This is a genomic window from Flavobacterium plurextorum, from assembly GCF_024638035.1.
Taxonomy (GTDB): Bacteria; Bacteroidota; Bacteroidia; order Flavobacteriales; family Flavobacteriaceae; genus Flavobacterium; species Flavobacterium plurextorum.
This window is the reverse complement of the sequence record NZ_CP100442.1, coordinates 5513406-5530709: the sequence shown is the minus strand read 5'-3', so window position 1 is coordinate 5530709 and position 17304 is coordinate 5513406. Positions and strand designations below refer to the sequence as shown.

At 31.7% G+C, this 17304-nt stretch carries 13 protein-coding genes; 7 read left to right on the top strand and 6 right to left on the bottom strand.

Going from position 1 to position 17304, the window contains the following annotated elements; genetic code table 11:
• Positions 1-180: 180 nt before the first annotated feature.
• Positions 181-1770 carry a bacillithiol biosynthesis cysteine-adding enzyme BshC gene (gene bshC, locus NLG42_RS23955; protein WP_257682630.1) on the bottom strand — a complete coding sequence of 530 codons (1590 nt, stop codon included), beginning with the start codon at positions 1768-1770 and terminating at the stop codon, positions 181-183.
• A 269-nt stretch (positions 1771-2039) separates the two neighbouring features.
• Between bshC and NLG42_RS23950 the strand changes: the two genes are divergently transcribed.
• From NLG42_RS23950 to NLG42_RS23935, 4 genes are all read left to right on the top strand, one after another.
• Positions 2040-3317 carry an MFS transporter gene (locus NLG42_RS23950; RefSeq protein WP_089056238.1) on the top strand — a complete coding sequence of 426 codons (1278 nt, stop codon included), beginning with the start codon at positions 2040-2042 and terminating at the stop codon, positions 3315-3317.
• 100 nt (positions 3318-3417) lie between these two features.
• Positions 3418-3672: an autorepressor SdpR family transcription factor gene (locus tag NLG42_RS23945; protein WP_089056237.1), complete on the top strand. Its 255-nt coding sequence runs from the start codon at positions 3418-3420 to the stop codon at positions 3670-3672.
• A 3-nt stretch (positions 3673-3675) separates the two neighbouring features.
• Positions 3676-4338 (top strand): SdpI family protein, encoded by a 663-nt coding sequence (locus NLG42_RS23940; protein WP_257682629.1) that lies wholly within the window; start codon positions 3676-3678, stop codon positions 4336-4338.
• 41 nt (positions 4339-4379) lie between these two features.
• Entirely contained in the window at positions 4380-5744 is a 1365-nt protein-coding gene (locus NLG42_RS23935) for an alpha/beta hydrolase family protein (protein WP_257682628.1), read from the top strand.
• Positions 5745-5833: 89 nt separating this feature from the next.
• Here NLG42_RS23935 and NLG42_RS23930 read toward each other — a convergent pair whose 3' ends face one another.
• Positions 5834-9178 carry a T9SS type B sorting domain-containing protein gene (locus tag NLG42_RS23930; protein ID WP_257682627.1) on the bottom strand — a complete coding sequence of 1115 codons (3345 nt, stop codon included), beginning with the start codon at positions 9176-9178 and terminating at the stop codon, positions 5834-5836.
• 134 nt (positions 9179-9312) lie between these two features.
• Here NLG42_RS23930 and NLG42_RS23925 point away from each other — a divergent pair, with 134 nt between their 5' ends.
• Positions 9313-11529 (top strand): B12-binding domain-containing radical SAM protein, encoded by a 2217-nt coding sequence (locus tag NLG42_RS23925; protein WP_257682626.1) that lies wholly within the window; start codon positions 9313-9315, stop codon positions 11527-11529.
• A gap of 1 nt (position 11530) precedes the next feature.
• On the opposite strand, the gene NLG42_RS23920 is transcribed toward NLG42_RS23925, so the two are convergent.
• From NLG42_RS23920 to NLG42_RS23910, 3 genes are all read right to left on the bottom strand, one after another.
• Positions 11531-12295 (bottom strand): MBL fold metallo-hydrolase, encoded by a 765-nt coding sequence (locus NLG42_RS23920; protein ID WP_257682625.1) that lies wholly within the window; start codon positions 12293-12295, stop codon positions 11531-11533.
• Between the two features lie 109 nt (positions 12296-12404).
• The gene (locus NLG42_RS23915; protein ID WP_089056231.1) at positions 12405-13091 is read right to left on the bottom strand and encodes a response regulator transcription factor; all 687 of its coding nucleotides are present in this window, start codon (positions 13089-13091) and stop codon (positions 12405-12407) included.
• On the bottom strand, positions 13088-14350 hold the full coding sequence (locus NLG42_RS23910; protein ID WP_257682624.1) for a sensor histidine kinase: 1263 nt from the start codon (positions 14348-14350) through the stop codon (positions 13088-13090). Before NLG42_RS23910 ends, NLG42_RS23915 begins: the two co-directional genes overlap by 4 nt.
• A gap of 165 nt (positions 14351-14515) precedes the next feature.
• On the opposite strand from NLG42_RS23910, the gene NLG42_RS23905 reads away from it, so the two are divergent.
• Together NLG42_RS23905 and NLG42_RS23900 are read left to right on the top strand one after the other, a co-directional pair.
• Positions 14516-14929 (top strand): DUF1573 domain-containing protein, encoded by a 414-nt coding sequence (locus tag NLG42_RS23905; protein WP_089052944.1) that lies wholly within the window; start codon positions 14516-14518, stop codon positions 14927-14929.
• 185 nt (positions 14930-15114) lie between these two features.
• Complete coding sequence (locus tag NLG42_RS23900) at positions 15115-16695, top strand: L,D-transpeptidase family protein (protein WP_099719635.1); 1581 nt, start codon at positions 15115-15117, stop codon at positions 16693-16695.
• A gap of 84 nt (positions 16696-16779) precedes the next feature.
• On the opposite strand, the gene NLG42_RS23895 is transcribed toward NLG42_RS23900, so the two are convergent.
• Positions 16780-17289, bottom strand: coding sequence for a C40 family peptidase (locus NLG42_RS23895; RefSeq protein ID WP_257682623.1), 510 nt, complete (start codon positions 17287-17289; stop codon positions 16780-16782).
• Between the last annotated feature and the right edge of the window lie 15 nt (positions 17290-17304).

The window sequence follows — 17304 nt, the reverse complement described above, 5'->3', positions numbered from 1 at the left end:
TTTTTCTATTTGGTTTAGAGAGGCAATAATTTCGAGAAGAAGGTGGTTATTTGGTTCTCAGAATTATTCCTTGTATTGTTTTTTAGTCACGAATTGCTCGAATTTGTCTAATTGCTTTTTGCTTTTTGCTTTTTTACAACTAGAAATTAGTTTGAATTAGCGCAATTTGCGACTGACTTTTTATATTGTTATGATATTAAAATTCATTTCTAATGGTTTCAAGTTCTCCAATAAAAGCGGTACTAATTCTTCGCCTTTTTCTAAATAAAACTCAGAAAAATTGGTTTGGCGTTCTTGTAAACTATTATTTGGAAACAATTCGCATTGTAAATCAATAACACGTTGTAATTGATTGTGTAATTTTCGTTTTTGTGCTTTTAATAAACGCTTTTCTAAATTTTCAAGACCTTTTGTCTGTTTTATTTCCTGTGCTTTAACAGCTCCCGAAAATGATTTGTCAGTTTGATCTGCCAGTTCGTAAAGATATTGAAATTGTGTTTTCAAAATATCTTTTTGCGGAGTCAAATCAATAGGGAATGTCGAAATTTTATGTGTGATTGTGTTGACTAAATTCTCCTGTTTGGTAAATAAATCTTTCCAGCTTAAATTCAGCTGATCTGCTTTTTTAACTTGTTTTTCTGTTGTTAAAAGAACTGAATTACGAACTAAAAGCATTGGAAATGTAATTTTTACCGCATCAAAAAAAGATTTTAATTCAAGCCAATAGGCAATTTCTCCACCTCCGCCAATATAACATAAATTAGGTAAGATAATTTCTTGATAAAGCGGACGCATTATCACATTTGGGCTGAATTTTTCTGGATTGCTTTCTAGAAGTTTGAAAATCTCTTCTTTTGAAAATGAGATTTTCGTATTGTTCACAAAATACTTGTCATTTTCAAAAATGATTCTTTCGCGTAAGTGATCTTCAATATAAAATAAATTAATCTCGCGCGGATTTACCTGAACAGTATATGCTGCCAGTTGTTCAATTGTTTTTTGAACAGCTTTGTATGAAGTTTGTTTTTCTAATTCTTCTTTTACATAAGGAATAAAGGCACGTTTTAAGTGTGCATCATCAGCATCTAAGATTACTAAACCATAGTCTGCAAATAAGTTGTTGGCTAAAAATCGAGTTGCATCGGCTAGATTGTCGTGTTTTAAATAAGCATCAGCAAAGAGCTTTTTTAATACATTGGCATTTGTACTTGAGCCTAATTCTAAAGCATAAATTTCAAAAAACTCTGCCAAACCTTCAGTCGAAAGTCTTCCAACTGGACCATTGCTTTCTTTGTTCCATCTGAATTTTTTTCCTTTAAAATTAAAGTAATTAATTTCTTCAAAATCATGATCTTCTGTTGCCATCCAGTAAATCGGAACAAAATTGTTCGATGGGTATTTCGCTTTTAATTCTTTAGTAAGATTAATGGTCGAAATAATTTTATATAAAAAATACAATGGACCACTAAACAAATTTAATTGGTGTCCAGTTGTAATTGAAAAGGTGTTTTCGAGTGCAAGAAGCTCAATGTTCTGTTTAGTAGAATTCGAAACTTCTATGTTTTGATATTGTTTTTTTAAAGTCTCAACTAAAGGAATTCGATTGTTATTGTCAAAGTTGGCAGTTTTTTCAGCGATTTGTTTCTGAAAATTTTCTAAAGTAGGAAAATGATTGTACAGCGGCTTTAATTCTGATTTTTGCTCTAAATAATCTTGTATTAGTTTAGAAAAATATCCTGAAGTTTGATAGCTTATACAGTCTGTAGGCATAATTTGAAATTTATTTTTGACAGCTGTAAATTTAATGAAAATATACAGTCAAAATTGGTTTTAACGATTGCTTAAGAATTGATTTTTGAATTTTAAGATAAATGTCTTAAAATCAGTTTTTTAATTACGGTTTTTAGCTGTTCTTAAAAATGATAAAATGCATCAAATTTGTTAATAATGTGTAAATGGTTTAAAACTAATTTGTATATCATTGAATTATTAGAGGTGAAAACCTATTTTTGTAGCAGAAATATATATATCTATTTTACATGGAAACGAACCCAAAAAAGAAGAACTCTTTAAAACACGTTCTTTTTGGAAGCCTGATTGGCACTACAATTGAATTTTTTGATTTTTATATTTATGCTAATGCGGCTGTATTAGTTTTTCCACAATTATTTTTTCCAAGTTCAGATTCGACTATGGCGACTCTGGAATCGTTAGCGACTTTTTCAATTGCATTTTTATCACGTCCTTTAGGTTCCGCTTTTTTTGGCCATTATGGTGATAAAATCGGACGTAAATTTACTTTAGTTGCTGCATTATTAACAATGGGTATTTCGACTGTTACTATTGGGTTTTTACCAAGTTATGCCAGTATAGGTGTTGCGGCGCCATTATTATTGATGCTTTGTCGTTTTGGACAAGGTGTTGGACTTGGCGGGGAGTGGGGTGGAGCGGTTTTGCTGGCTATAGAAAATGCACCGCCAAACAAACGTGCTTGGTACGGAATGTTTCCGCAGTTAGGAGCTCCAATTGGATTATTACTTTCGGGAGGAACTTTTCTATTGCTGACCGATTCTATGAGTAATGAAGATTTTATGGATTATGGATGGAGAATTCCATTTATTGCCAGTTCGCTTTTGGTTGTAGTCGGTTTTTATATTCGAACAAAAATTACTGAAACACCTTCATTCGAAAATTCTAAAAAAGAGAAGGAAGAAGTTAAAATCCCTTTTTTAGTACTTGTAAAATCATATAAAAATCAATTGATTTTTGGAACATTTGCTGCCATTACAACTTTTTTAGTTTTTTACTTAATGACCGTTTTTACATTGAGCTGGGCGACTTCAGATTTAGGAATCGTAAAGAGAGATGCATTATTGGTTCAATTATTCTCGGTGCTGTTTTTCGCCGCTTTTATTCCAGTTTCAGCGGTAGTTGCTGATAAAATTGGACGTCGTAAAATGCTTATTATTGCTACGGGAGCTATTGCAGTTTTTGGTTTTTTCTTTTCGTACTTTCTGAGTACTGGAAATATTGCTTTAATTACCACTTTTGCTTGCATCGGAATGGGGTTAATGGGGTTTACTTATGGTCCTCTAGGAACATTTTTATCAGAGTTGTTTCCAACAAATGTTCGTTATTCTGGTGCTTCTTTGACTTTTAATATGGCAGGAATTCTAGGAGCTGCTTTTGCTCCAATGATTGCCATTTATTTAGCTTCTACTTATAGTGTAAGTTACGTAGGGTTGTATTTAACAGCCGCTGCTTGTATTTCATTATTTTCATTTTTAGTAATCAGTAAAGAGGAGCATAAATTTTAGAATATTTTTAAAGATATATGAAAGCAGTAATTTTAAAAATTACTGCTTTTTTTTGTCAGTTTAAAAAGTATTTAGATATTTGTCTAAATATATAAATAGAATGAACGATATTTTTAAAGCATTAAATGATGCAACAAGAAGAGAGATTCTTGAGCTTCTAAGACAGAAAGATATGTCTGCAGGCGAAATTGCAGATGCTTTTAATATTTCAAAACCAAGTATTTCGCATCATTTAGATATTTTAAGACGAGCGGATTTAATTACATCCGAAAAAAAAGGGCAATTCATCATTTATTCCATCAATACCACCATAATGGAGGATGTCTTGCAATGGATATTAACTTTTAAAAAATAAAAAATGAATTTAGAATTTAAAAAAGAGCTTCCAATTATTGGAATTGTATTGGCTCCTTTTGTGTATTTAGGTGTGATTTGGAACAGTCTTCCCGAAAGAGTTCCAATACATTGGAATATTAATGGACAAATTGACGATTGGGGAAATAAATCTTTCTTGATTGTACTGGTTTTTATGCTGCCGGGCTTAATGTATCTTATTACGATTGCTGCTGCAAAGTTTGATCCTAAAAAAAGGATTTCTTTAATGGGTTCTAAATTTTATCAATTGAAGTTTTTTCTGGTTTTGATTATGTCTTTGCTTGCATTGTTCTTAATATACATCTCAAAAAATCAAACTTTTTCAAATCCGAATTTAATGTACGTTTTGATTGGTGCTTTATTAATGGCATTAGGAAATTATTTTAAAGTAATTCAACCCAATTATTTTATTGGAATTAGAACACCATGGACCTTAGAAAATCCTGAAGTTTGGAAAGCTACTCATGTATTTGCAGGTAAGCTTTGGTTTTTTGGCGGTCTTATTATCATTTTAGGAGCACTTATTTTTTCAGGTCCTGTTTTCGCTAAAGCTTTCATTGCTATCGGAGTTGTTTTAGCATTTGTACCAATTGCATATTCTTTTATAAAATTCAAGCAATTAGAGAAAAAGGAAGAAAAACTGTAACGGTTGAAAATCAATTAAATCATTCACTTATTCAAATAAAAATGTTAAAAACAATACTTATTCTAATTACAGCTTTAATTTCTTTTATAATGAAAGGGCAAGAAATTACAGGACAATGGAATGGACTTTTGAAGGTTCCGAACGGACAGTTAAGAGTGGTTTTTCATGTCAGCAAAACAGAAAATGGATATAATGGGACAATGGATAGTCCGGATCAGAAAGTTACAGGAGTTCCTTTGGGGAAAGTTGCCTTTGAAAATTCGATTTTAAAATTGGAAATTCCAAGCGCTCAAATTTCTTATGAAGGTGCCTTGAATAAAGATAATATTGTTGTTGGAAAATTTACGCAGGGCGGACAATCTTTAGAACTGGATTTATCAAAGGAAACTATTCAAAAACAAGTTTATGCAAGACCTCAGGAATCGCAAAAGCCTTATCCATATTATACTGAAGAGGTTAAATTTGAGAATAAAACAGATAACGTCGTTTTAGCAGGAACTTTGTCTCTTCCTAAAAAAGAGGGTAATTTTCCAGCTGTGATCTTAATTACAGGAAGCGGCAGACAAAATAGAGATGAAGAACTTTTGGGACATAAACCGTTTCTCGTTTTAGCGGATTACTTGACTAAAAAAGGCATTGCGGTATTACGTTTTGATGATCGTGGTGCAGGCGAATCAACGGGAGATTTTTCAAAAGCATCCACGATTGATTTTTCAAAAGACGTTGAGGCTGGAGTTGATTATTTAAAAACAAGAAAAGAAATTGATAAAAAGAAAATTGGATTAATTGGTCATAGTGAAGGTGGACTAATTGCACCTATTATAGCTGGAAATTCTAAAGATATCGATTTTATTGTTTTATTGGCAGGTCCTGGTCTGCGCGGCGACACATTATTGCTTTTGCAAACTGAATTAATAGAGAGACAAAGCGGTGTGTCTAACGAGGAAATTAAAAAAAGACAAGAGATTTTAAAAGGGGCTTACGATCTTGTTGTGGCTTCTTCTGCAAATGATGAAAATTTCAAAAATAGTGTAAGCACTTATTTTAATTCGAAATTTGATGAGAATCAAGCAAAAGCGGCGACGAACCAAATTACAAGTAATTGGTGGTACACTTTTATAAAAATGGATCCAGCAGTTGCTTTAGCAAAAGTAAAATGCCCGGTTTTAGCGCTTAATGGAAGTAAAGATTTGCAAGTTCCGGCAGAAGTTAATTTACAAGTTATAGAAAAGACTTTAGCAAAAGCGGGAAATAAAAAAGTCACGGCTAAAATTTTACCTAATTTAAACCATTTGTTTCAGGAGTGTAAAACAGGTTCGCCAGATGAATATGAAAAAATTGAACAGACTTTCTCTCCAATAGCTTTAGAAGAAATATCAAGCTGGGTTTTATTGCAGATTAAATAATATCACATTACTAATTAAAGTTTACATTGATTAAAAAGGAGCTTATATTTATTTGCAATTTCTTAATCAATGTGAACTTGTAATTGAATTTATCTTTTTAAACTAAAATGTCCTGTAAATTTCTTTCCGTTTAATCGGGTAACAATAAACCAATAATCAGATGTAGGGAGTTGTTGTCCCAAATAATTTCCATCCCAGCCAGTATTACTATTTAGTTCTTTTATGAATTTTCCGTAACGATCAAATATTTTGATTTCGGTATTTGGCGCCAAATAAGCAAAATCAATTGTCCAATAATCATTATAGCCATCATTGTTTGGGGTGAAGAATTTTGGAAAAGGTAGTTCATCAACAAAATTGATACAATCTCCAGTTGTTGCTTCAAGTATATTGATGATAATAGGTACTTTGTCACTTTCACAATTATTTACAGTTTGTGAAGCGTAATAGGTGATTCCGTTTTGTAAAGTTGTTGACTTACCCAAAGTTATATTTGAAGATGTATTTTCGTACCATTTTATATTTTGTCCAATAATATCAATATCATCTATTACAGCATTTTTTTGAATACAAAATTTTTGCGGTGAATCAGCAATTGGAATTTGAGTGTCTTGTATTTTTACAGTAATGGCAAGCCGCTGACTTTCGCAGTTATTTAATGTTTGAGTTGCATAATAAATACCATTTTGTAATAAAGTGGTTTCTAGTAAAATATTTCCGCTTGTTGCAGCATCATACCATTTAATATTGGTTCCATTTATACTTAAATTTTCGATAGTAGCAATTTCATCTATACAAAATTGTTGATTACTGCTTCCTGTTGGCAATGAGGTGTCGTAAATTCTAACTAAAAAAGGAGTTCTATCACTTTCGCATCCAATAGTTTGAGAAGCGTAGTACGTTCTGTTGTCCTCTAATAAAGTAGTGTTTGGTAAAGTGGCTGCAGACATATTGGTATCATACCATTTTATATTCTGCCCTAAAATTTGAATACTGTTTAAGGTTGCATTTTCGTTTTTACAAAAAGACTGATTGCCGTTTCCTGTTGGAGCAGAAGGTGTATTTACAATTGAAACAGTAACTCCAAATCTCGGACCTTCACAATTATTAATTGTTTGCGAAGCATAATAGGTTTTTCCGTTAATCAAATTTGTTGTTTCTGCTAACAAAGAACCATTAGTTGATGCATCGTACCATTTTATTGAAGTTCCGATGACTTGAATATTGGCAATTGTGGCATTTTGACTTGTACAAAAAGGCTGATTTGCAGTTGCTGTTGGTGCTAGAGTATTTTGAATTGTAATTGTTACAGGAGTCCTTTCGCTTTCACAGCCGTTAATGGTTTGCGATGCATAATACGTTATTCCATTTTGAAGTAAAGTTGTATCTGATAAAAGTGTTCCAGCCGTTAGGGCGTTATACCATTTTATAGTATTTCCTGTAATTTGAATATTGGCTAATGTTGCATTTTCTTGAATGCAGAAGGCTTGCAGCGAGTTGCAGGCAGGAACTTCGGGTTTATTAATTGTAATTAGTTTAAAATCTCGCTCTACAAAACAAGATGGATTTGTTCTAAAGTAGCTTTTTACGGTAATTATTTCTTCTTTTTTTACTGTATTTGTATAAGGGTTTGGTAAAGGACTAGGTAATAAAACCCCATTTTGATTGGTATATTCTACTATTAAATCAGATTGATTTCCTATGACGGTTGTATGTATGTTTGAAGTGTCAAAAGAGTTGGAAATATGAGATCCTGAATTTGTTTCGCAAGAGTAAATTGAATTTAAGGTAAAATCACTAGGAGCATTTGTAATGGTAATTTCCTTATATATGGTTTGAGTTTCGCTTCCACATTTTATAGTTGCAGAAATGTTATATGTTCCTATAACAGTAAATTGATGTTGTGGAGTATTTATTGTTGCTGTATTATTACTATTTGACCCTGGGTCATCAAAATTCCATTCTATAGAATCAAAGGTGCCTTTTACATCAAAATCAACAGCTTTATTAAAACAAGTGTTTTTAACGATTATTTCACCCTTTCTAGGAGTAGAAGAATTGAATTTTAGTTTATAAAGTAATCCATTTTCTTCCCCATTTCCACTGTTCCCATAAATAGTAGAATTATTAATTATTAGAGGTTTACTTTGAAAGTTTGAAGTGAGAAAAAGATCATCCCCGTCAAATTGAATAGGTCCCGCTGCATCAAAAGTGAAGCTAATGTTTGTGCCCGACGATGATTTTAAAATATATTCTGGTTCAAAAGTATTTAAATTCATTTTAAAAAGTACCAGTTCTTCATTATTAGGTCTTGAAGTGATATTTGCATTAGGAAAGTTCATTGTGGCAGAAAAGCTGGTTAAAACAAACAATTCATTATCTTTTTCAGTCATAAATGCTTTGCTTAAACTTCTTGAACGAAGATTACCTTCTCCGGGATATTCAAGTAATGAATTATTATTAATTTGTTTAAAGCGTTCCAGGTTTCCATTCGAAGGATTAAATTCTGTTAAAACAGATTGTTTTACATCGTTCCTTAATGAGTTTGTATTAAATTCAGTATTTAGGATATTTACTTTTCTATCAAAGCAGCCCCATAGATATAATTTGTCATTTATTGGGTTGTAATGCAATATTGTAGGTCTATAAGAAGTCTTGTTAGGAATATTACCATTATTAGAAATCTCTTTGCTCCACACAATTTCTAAGTTCGGATTTACTTTGAAAATACTAGAAGTAGTAGAGTTTGGATCAGTTTTAGCGAAATATATATTTCCATTTTTATCTATTTCGGAAGCCTTAAGTAAGTCCAAACCAGATCCGTATTTTTTAGCATCAATTAAATTTCCTTCAGTATCAAATTTCGCAACAAAAGTTCGTCCATAATAAGCATTATCACTTAATAAAATTTGATTATTGATATTGATAGAATTGTTAAATGAGCCGGTGACATAAATGTAGCCATTATTGTAGTAAACGTTTTTTGCTAAATTGTTTATTGTACCAATTTTACGATTCCAAACAATATTCCCGTTTGGAGACAATTTGTAAAGTGTAACACCAAAATAAAACTCTAAACCATCAAGAAAAAATGGTTCTCTTCCATAATTGTAATTCTGACCTAAAAGTTCTTTTACCAAAACATAGGAATTTCCCTGGTCGTCAGTGCATATATAATCGGCACTTGTATAATCAGGAAATTCTTTTTTCCAAATAAGGTTACAATTTAAATCATACTTGTATAATCCGGATTTATCTGTTCTATTGTCACCAGAAATATGTGTTCCTATAGTTACGTATACTGCATTGCTTGTTTTCTCTAAATCATAGACGGCGCCCCCAATCCAGCCAGCGTAAACTTTTGCGCAATCAAAACATTGACCACGCATTAACAGAGAAAAAAACAAAAAAAGCAAAAGTAATTTGTGTTTCATAGGTTTGTTTTGGATAGCAGTAAAATTAATTAAATATCTTACAAAACAAAATCAAAAAATTAAAACGTGTGCTTATAAAATCTTTCCCATAAAAGTCACTAAATATCTCGTATTTTTGCAAAAAATAATTCCCTTTGAAAACGAAACTTTTTGTAATTACGCCGCCTTTTACACAACTGAATACTCCGTATCCGGCGACGGCTTATATAAAAGGTTTTTTGAATACCAAAAATATCGAGTCGGTTCAGGCTGATTTGGGTATTGATGTGATTTTAGAATTGTTTTCGAAGAAAGGATTAAATAATTTGTTTAAAACTTCAAGTTTTAAGTTTGAGACTTCTAGTTTTGATATCTCAGATAACTCTAAGCGTATTTTTGCTTTACAGGATGAATACATCAAAACAATTGATGCTGTCATTCAGTTTTTGCAGGGAAAAAATCCAACTTTGGCTTTGCAGATTTGTCAGGAAGATTTTCTGCCCGAAGCTTCTCGTTTTGCACAGTTGGAAGAACTAGATTGGGCTTTTGGAACAATGGGAACTCAAGATAAAGCCAAACATTTGGCGACTTTATATCTTGAAGATATTTCGGATTTTATTGTAGAATGTGTTGACGAAAATTTTGGCTTCAGCCGATATGCAGAGCGTTTAGGTCGAAGCGCCAATTCTTTTGATGAATTGTACAATGCTTTACAACAAGAACCAACTTATATTGATTCTGTTTTAATTTCTATTCTAAAAGAAAAAATTGAAACTGTAAAGCCTACTTTCTTTTTGATTTCTGTTCCTTTTCCAGGAAATTTATACAGCGCATTTAGATGTGCACAATGGGTAAAACAAAATCATCCCGAAATTAAGATTTCAATGGGCGGTGGTTTCCCAAATACAGAACTGCGATCCCTTTCAGATAAACGTGTTTTTGAATTTTTCGATTTCATCACTTTAGACGATGGCGAAGTTCCAATAGAAGAACTTATTGAAAATATGTCATCCCGAGCGGAGTCGAGGAACGAGAAGCATTATAAAAGAACATTTTTACTAGAAAACGGAGAAGTAGTTTATAAAAATAACTCTTTAAAACACGATTATAAACAATCACAAGTAGGAACTCCAGATTACTCAGATCTGCCTTTGGATAAATACATTTCTGTAATTGAAATTGTGAATCCAATGCACAGAATGTGGAGCGATGGACGTTGGAATAAACTTACCATGGCACACGGCTGTTACTGGGGAAAATGTACTTTTTGTGATATTTCATTAGACTATATTAAAGTTTACGAGCCAGTTGCGGCAAGTTTACTTTGTGATCGAATGGAAGAGATGATTTTGCAGACCGGTCAAAATGGCTTTCATTTTGTCGATGAAGCTGCGCCGCCAGCTTTAATGCGCGCTTTGGCGCTTGAAATAATAAAGCGAAAACTTGCAGTTACATGGTGGACGAATATTAGATTTGAAAAAAGTTTTTCTAAAGATCTTTGTCTTCTTTTAAAAGCTTCTGGATGTATTGCCGTTTCAGGCGGTTTAGAAGTTGCTTCAGACCGATTATTGAAATTAATAGACAAAGGTGTAACCGTGGAGCAAGTTGCAAAAGTAACCCGCAATTTTACTGAAGCAGGAGTTATGGTTCATGCGTATTTAATGTATGGATATCCAACACAAACGATCCAAGAAACAGTTGATAGTCTTGAAATGGTTCGTCAGTTGTTTGAAGCGGGAGTTTTGCAATCTGGATTTTGGCATCAGTTTGCATTAACGGCTCATAGTCCTGTTGGATTGTATCCTGAAAAATTTGGTGTAACTAAGGCTTCTGAAACTATTGGAACTTTTGCTAATAATGATATTGAATACACAGATTCAACAGGAATCAATCACGATAAATTTAGTTTTGGGTTAAAGAAATCACTTTTTAATTTCATGCATGGAATTTGTTTTGATTACGAGCTTCAAGATTGGTTTGATTTCAAAATTCCGAAGACAAAAATTCATCCCGATTTTATATTTAATGCACTTGAAGAGCAAAATGATTTCAGTACAAAGCCAAATGCAAAAGTGGTTTGGCTTGGTGGAAAACCTTCAACGGAGATTTTTACTAAATCTAAAAAAGGCAGAAGCTGGGAAATGATGTCGCTTACTTTTCATGACAAAAAACAAAGTTTTACTATTCAAACCAGTAATGAAGAAGGTAAATGGTTAATCGAAATTTTAACTAAAATTTCAGTTTCAAATTCTAAAAGTTGTACTTTTCAAGAAGTGAAAAATGACTTTGAAACTCATTTAGAAGATTTTGAATTGTTTTGGTATTCAAAACCAGTAAACACTTTACGCGAGTTTGGACTATTAGTTTTATAAATCAATATTCCACAAAAGTTCCATCGCTTGGAATTGCAGTTTTAGAGAGAAGGTTATTTTCAGCAAGAGCTGTTTTCAGTTCTTCACGAGTTGTAGGACAATGATTTAAAGCTTCAAGATGATTTGCAAAAACATTTCCAGGAGCAAGTGTTGTAAATTTCAAAATATCATTCATTCGCATTAATAAAGGCTGTCCAAAATCTAATCTGGCAGTTCCGCAGGCAACAGTTGCAATATCAGGTTTTAACTCTATGAGAGCTTTTTGTACATCATTGGTGAAAATGGTGTCAGCGCTTATGTAAACAGATTTCTCATTTTCGAGTTCGATGTAAAATCCCATTACGCTACCCATTAATTTTGCAACAAAACCATAACCATGAAGCGCCGGAATGCCAATAATCTTTCCATCTAAAAAAGATTGAGGTTCCCAGTAATTTAAAGTTTGAACAATGTTAAGTCCTCTTTTCGTTAACTCTTTTTCATCTTTTGTGCTGCAAATAACAGATATTCCTTTTCGTCTTAAAAAGACTTCACCAGCTTTGTCTATATGATCAGGATGTAAATGAGTAATTAAACAATGAGTTACTCTGCTCAAAATTTCTCGGCTGTTTTTAGGCAGAGAAACCAAGGGATTTCTTTTTGGTTTGTATCGAAAGATTGTAAATGGAGGAATCGTTTTTCTTTTTCCTAACATTGGATCAACCAAAATTACATGCTTCTCTGTTTCAATAACTAAAGTCGCATTTCGCAAATGATGTATTTTCATATCTGGAAAATTAGATATTAAAAATACAAAGATTTTTCAAATTTAATTTATAGATTTCTCTTTGTTTTTAATAAAATTGTTAGCGTTTAAATTCAGAATTTTAGGGAATTTATTCAATAGAAAATCTGAAACCAATTCCGTGAAGATTTTCGATCGAAATACCTTTTTCATTTGATAGAATTTTACGAAGCCGCGAAATAAAAACATCAAGACTGCGTCCCATAAAATAATCATCAGTTCCCCAAAGCGAGGTTAGGATTTGTTCTCTTTTTAATACGGAGTTTTTATTGTCGAGAAAAAGCTTTAATAATTCGGCTTCACGTTGTGTAAGTCCAATTTTTTCACCATCATTAAAGAGAATGAAATTTTTAGTATCGAATTGGTATTTTCCAATTTCGTAGATCGATTTCTCGACCGTGATATTTCGCTGAGAGCGTTTTAGAAAAATTTCAATTTTAAGCATTAATTCTTCAATACTAAAAGGCTTTACCAAATAATCATCAGCTCCTAAACGAAGTCCTTTTATACGATCTTCTTTTAAAGTTTTTGCCGATAAAAAAATAATAGGCACATCTAAATCTATTTTTCTTATTTCTGAAGCCAATTCAAAACCATCCATTTTTGGCATCATAATATCAAAAATACAAATGTCAAAACTCTCTTTCTTAAAAGTTTCTAAGCCAGACTTGCCATCAATACAATGAACAACCTCGTAATTGTTTTGTTCGAGATTATCCTTGGTCAAAAAGGCTAATGTTTCATCATCTTCGGTATAAAGTATTTTATAATGTTTCATTTTTTATAAGGAATAGATAAAGTTATAGTAACTCCGTTTGTTGCATTGTTTTCGGCTTTTATTTTCCAGTTTTGCAGTCCGCAAATTTCTTTTACATAATATAAACCAAGTCCAAAACCATTAACTTCATTGCTTTTTTCATTTTGAACCCGATAAAACTTATCAAATATAAAGGATATTTTTTTAGAAGAAATTCCAATTCCGTTGTCAATCACTTCAATTCTTAAAATTGATTTTTCATCAGATATTCTAACTGCGATTTCTGGTTTTTTATTGCAGTATTTTACCGCGTTATCTAAAAGATTATAGATGATATTAGAAAAATGAAAAACATCTGTTTCTAATAAATATTCCTTTGAAAGCGTTTCGATTTTGATGACCGCTTCAGGATATTTCAGCTGAATGTTTTCAATTGCTTCTTCAATAATCGGAACAATCAGGACAGTTTCCTTTTTTAATTCTAAAGGTCTGTAATCAGATTTGGCAATATTTAAAATCTTTTCGATATGGTGATTCAACTTATTGCTTTGGTTGATAATGATCTCCGTATAAGTATGAAGTTTTTTATTTTCCTTAATCGGATTTTGATCGCTCAGATATTTTGAGGCAATTAAAATGGAAGATAAAGGCGTTTTAAACTCATGAGTCATATTGTTAATGAAATCCCGCTGCAGCTCAGAATATTTTTTTTGCTGTAAGAGTGTAAAAATAGAATAAACGTAAATTAGTAAAACTAAAATTAAGGCAATCGAAAGAACGAACCAAAATCGCATTGAGCTAAATAAATAGCTGGTTTCATTGGGAAAACGAACAGCAAAATAATAAACTAAATTTTTGTGTTTAGGAAAATGAACCGTTTTTTTCTCTTTACCTTTTTGTGATAGTGAAATATAATTTCCATAAACCATTTCGTCGCTTTGACAATTGTACATCGCGTATTCAAAATCAGTCGTAATATTCATTTTTTTGAATTCAGATTTTAGGTAGAATTCTAAAATATCAGGTTCAAAATCATTCTCAACATTTACGATATAATAATCATTTGCAATTTTTTGAACCGAAATCTGGGTTGGCATTTCATGATTTGTGCCTTCGTATAGTTTTTTTGCCACTTCCAGCAACGCAATATGTGCTTTTTGGTTGAGTTTCTTTTGTTCAATAGTAAAAGCTTCTTTCGTCCAAAGCAATTGCGCTACCAAAATGCTGATTATGGCAACCAATCCTAATATTATAATGCTATTTAGTTTGTTTATTTTCAAGAAAAGAGACTTTAAAAAAGTGTAATATTAATCAAAATTACAGTTAAAAACAGCTATTAACAAGTCGTTAACAAAGATTTGAAACTGGTTAACAGCGATTTATTTTTGTCTGGATTACTTTTGAAATATAAAATTAGAACTATAAACCATTTAAAATATTTGACTATGAGAATCATTAAAATTTCTATGCTTGCTTTGGCTTTAGGCTTAATGTCTTTTTCAGCTATTGCACCAGTACAATCATTAGTTTCTGAAACAACAGTAATTGAAGCAGCTTCAACAATTGTTTGGAAAGCAGAAACAATAGATGTTGGACAGATACCTCAAGGTACTCCAAAAGCGATTGTTTACGAATTTAAAAATACAGGAAAAACAGCTGTAGTAATCACAGATGTAAAAGGTTCATGCGGTTGTACTGCAACAGATTATACAAAAGAGCCAATTTTACCTGGTAAATCTGCAAAAGTTACTGCAACTTACAATGCTGCAAACAAAGGAGGATTTACAAAAACAGTTACAGTAACAACAAGTGCTGAAACAGCTCCAAAAGTGCTTACATTAAAAGGAACTGTTATTTAAATAAGTTTATTTTTAGAGGTTAGTTATATAAAGTGGATACTCCAAATACATTAAGTATTTGGAGTTTTTTTTGTTTTCAATTCTGTTACTTTTTTTATAAAAGCAGTATTAAAAAGAATGAAATTTATTTTTTTGCAATTGGTTTGTTTTCAGTAAAACTTTTCTATTTTTATACAAAAAATAGTATGAAAATTTGGTATTCTTTTATTGCAGTTATGCTTCTTGCAGTTGTTGTTTCTTGTAATTCTAAAGCGGATAAAAAAGAAGGAAATCAAACAAAAACAGCAAAGGCAGTTGTTCCTGAACTTAAACTTACTATCGACAGCACTGCAATTGCTGATTTTTACGAAACCTATCCGAAATTAAAGAATTTTCAAGAAGAAGTTCTTTCTTTATATAAAAAGAAGGAATCGAGACAATTATGGCTTGATAATAAAGGTGTGGTAGAGTTTGGAAACACGTTGTATAACAAATACAAAGGATTAGATAATGAAGGTTTAAAAGCTAATTTTCCATACAAAGAACTCAATTTTATTTTTGAAGGCAATGCCGATAACAAGTTGTCGCAAGTGAATACTGACTTGATGATAACCAATTTGTATTTTTATTACGGAGAAAAAGTATATCGTGGTTTTGATGAAAAAACAACTAGATCTTTAGAATGGCTTCTTCCTCGAAAAAAAATGAATTATCAGGTTTTCTCGGATTCTATTTTTCAAAAATCTACCATAAACGACGATAGAAAAAGTAAAATGTTCAGTCAGTATTATAAACTGCGTGATGTTCTTCGTGAATATAGAGAAATTGAAAAAAAAGGAGGCTGGAAAACTATTGAAATAGATGAAAATTATAAAAATCTTAAATTAGGAGATTCGTCTGAAGTAATAGCTCAAATTAGAGAAAGACTTTATATTACAAAAGATATTAAAGAGGATACGAAAAGTGCAATATGCGATTCTGTTTTAATAAAATCGATTAAAAATTACGAATTGCATCATGGCTTATCTCCCAAAAATATAATCTTACGAGAACATATTGATGAAATGAATGTTCCTGTATCAGATAGAATTAAAACGATAATTGCCAACATGGAACGCTGCCGCTGGATTGATCCAGAATTAGAAAAAGGTAAAGAATATCTAGAGGTGAACATTCCAGAGTTTAAATTGTATTTAATTCGGGATGGTAAAATTGCTTTTACATCGGCTGTTGTAGTAGGAAAAGCAATGACAAAAACGGTTATTTTTAGCGGAATGATGAACAATATTGTTTTTAGTCCTTATTGGAACGTCCCAACAAGTATTATCAATAAGGAGATAAAACCGGGAATGGCCAAAAATAAAAATTATTTAAAAGAGAAAAATTTAGAATGGAATAATGGTGCTGTTCGTCAGCTTCCTGGGAAAAACAATTCATTAGGTTTAGTGAAGTTTTTATTTCCGAATTCCAGTAATATTTATCTGCATGATACACCTTCAAAAAGTTTATTTGAAAGAGAAAGCAGAGCGTTCAGCCATGGATGCGTGCGTGTTGCAAAACCTCGTGAACTGGCAATTGAATTATTAAAGCAAGATCCTTCATGGACTCCTGCAAGAATAGACAAAGCCATGCACGCTGGCAAAGAAAGCTGGTACACATTAAAAAATAAAATACCTGTTTACATCGGATATTTTACAGCTTGGGTTGATCGTGATGGTAATATGAATTTTTACAAAGATATTTATCAAAGAGATGAAAGTTTGATAAAACTACTGACAGAAGAATAAGAATAAATATAAAAATTCAAGCTGTAAATCAGATGATTTAAAACTAAATTTTGGTCTATAAATCAGCGCAATTCGCAGTAAAAATTATTTAGTCAAGATATCAATACACTTATAAAAGCGTTTTGTATAATGTTCTGTATCCAAAGCTGTAATGGTAACTTTTTGCGCTTTTCCAGATGAAGCGTGAATAAATTTAGACTGCATTCCGTTTGCTTCACATATTATTCCAACGTGGCCAACTATATTTTTGTTCTTGTATCCATAAAAAACTAAAACATCTTCAACTTTAAATTCTTCAGGTTTTAAAGAAGTTCCTAAATTTTTGTAACCGCTGGAACTTCTTGGTAAAGTCATACCGAAATTTTTAAAAATATAACCCACAAAACCAGAACAGTCAAATCCTTTTTTAGGATCATTGCTGGCATATTTGTATGGTATACCTAAGTTTTTCTTAGCGTATTCAATGATTGAATCTCGGTTAATTTCTGTTTGTATTTTTGGATTAGAAACAACACTTTTGGACTCGTTTTTTTTTAAAGTAAAAGAAGAAAATAAAAGAATAGATAATAAAGCTGTAAAAAGGTGCGATTTCATTTTTTGTGACTAAGA

Bases quoted from the DNA above. Each gene is read 5' to 3' on its own strand.
- NLG42_RS23920 (WP_257682625.1), bottom strand. From the start codon at position 12,295: ATGAAAATACATCATTTGCGAAATGCGACTTTAGTTATTGAAACAGAG.
- bshC (WP_257682630.1), bottom strand. From the start codon at position 1,770: ATGCCTACAGACTGTATAAGCTATCAAACTTCAGGATATTTTTCTAAA.
- NLG42_RS23905 (WP_089052944.1), top strand. From the start codon at position 14,516: ATGAGAATCATTAAAATTTCTATGCTTGCTTTGGCTTTAGGCTTAATG.
- NLG42_RS23935 (WP_257682628.1), top strand. From the start codon at position 4,380: ATGTTAAAAACAATACTTATTCTAATTACAGCTTTAATTTCTTTTATA.
- NLG42_RS23930 (WP_257682627.1), bottom strand. From the start codon at position 9,178: ATGAAACACAAATTACTTTTGCTTTTTTTGTTTTTTTCTCTGTTAATG.
- NLG42_RS23900 (WP_099719635.1), top strand. From the start codon at position 15,115: ATGAAAATTTGGTATTCTTTTATTGCAGTTATGCTTCTTGCAGTTGTT.
- NLG42_RS23895 (WP_257682623.1), bottom strand. From the start codon at position 17,289: ATGAAATCGCACCTTTTTACAGCTTTATTATCTATTCTTTTATTTTCT.
- NLG42_RS23950 (WP_089056238.1), top strand. From the start codon at position 2,040: ATGGAAACGAACCCAAAAAAGAAGAACTCTTTAAAACACGTTCTTTTT.
- NLG42_RS23915 (WP_089056231.1), bottom strand. From the start codon at position 13,091: ATGAAACATTATAAAATACTTTATACCGAAGATGATGAAACATTAGCC.
- NLG42_RS23945 (WP_089056237.1), top strand. From the start codon at position 3,418: ATGAACGATATTTTTAAAGCATTAAATGATGCAACAAGAAGAGAGATT.
- NLG42_RS23940 (WP_257682629.1), top strand. From the start codon at position 3,676: ATGAATTTAGAATTTAAAAAAGAGCTTCCAATTATTGGAATTGTATTG.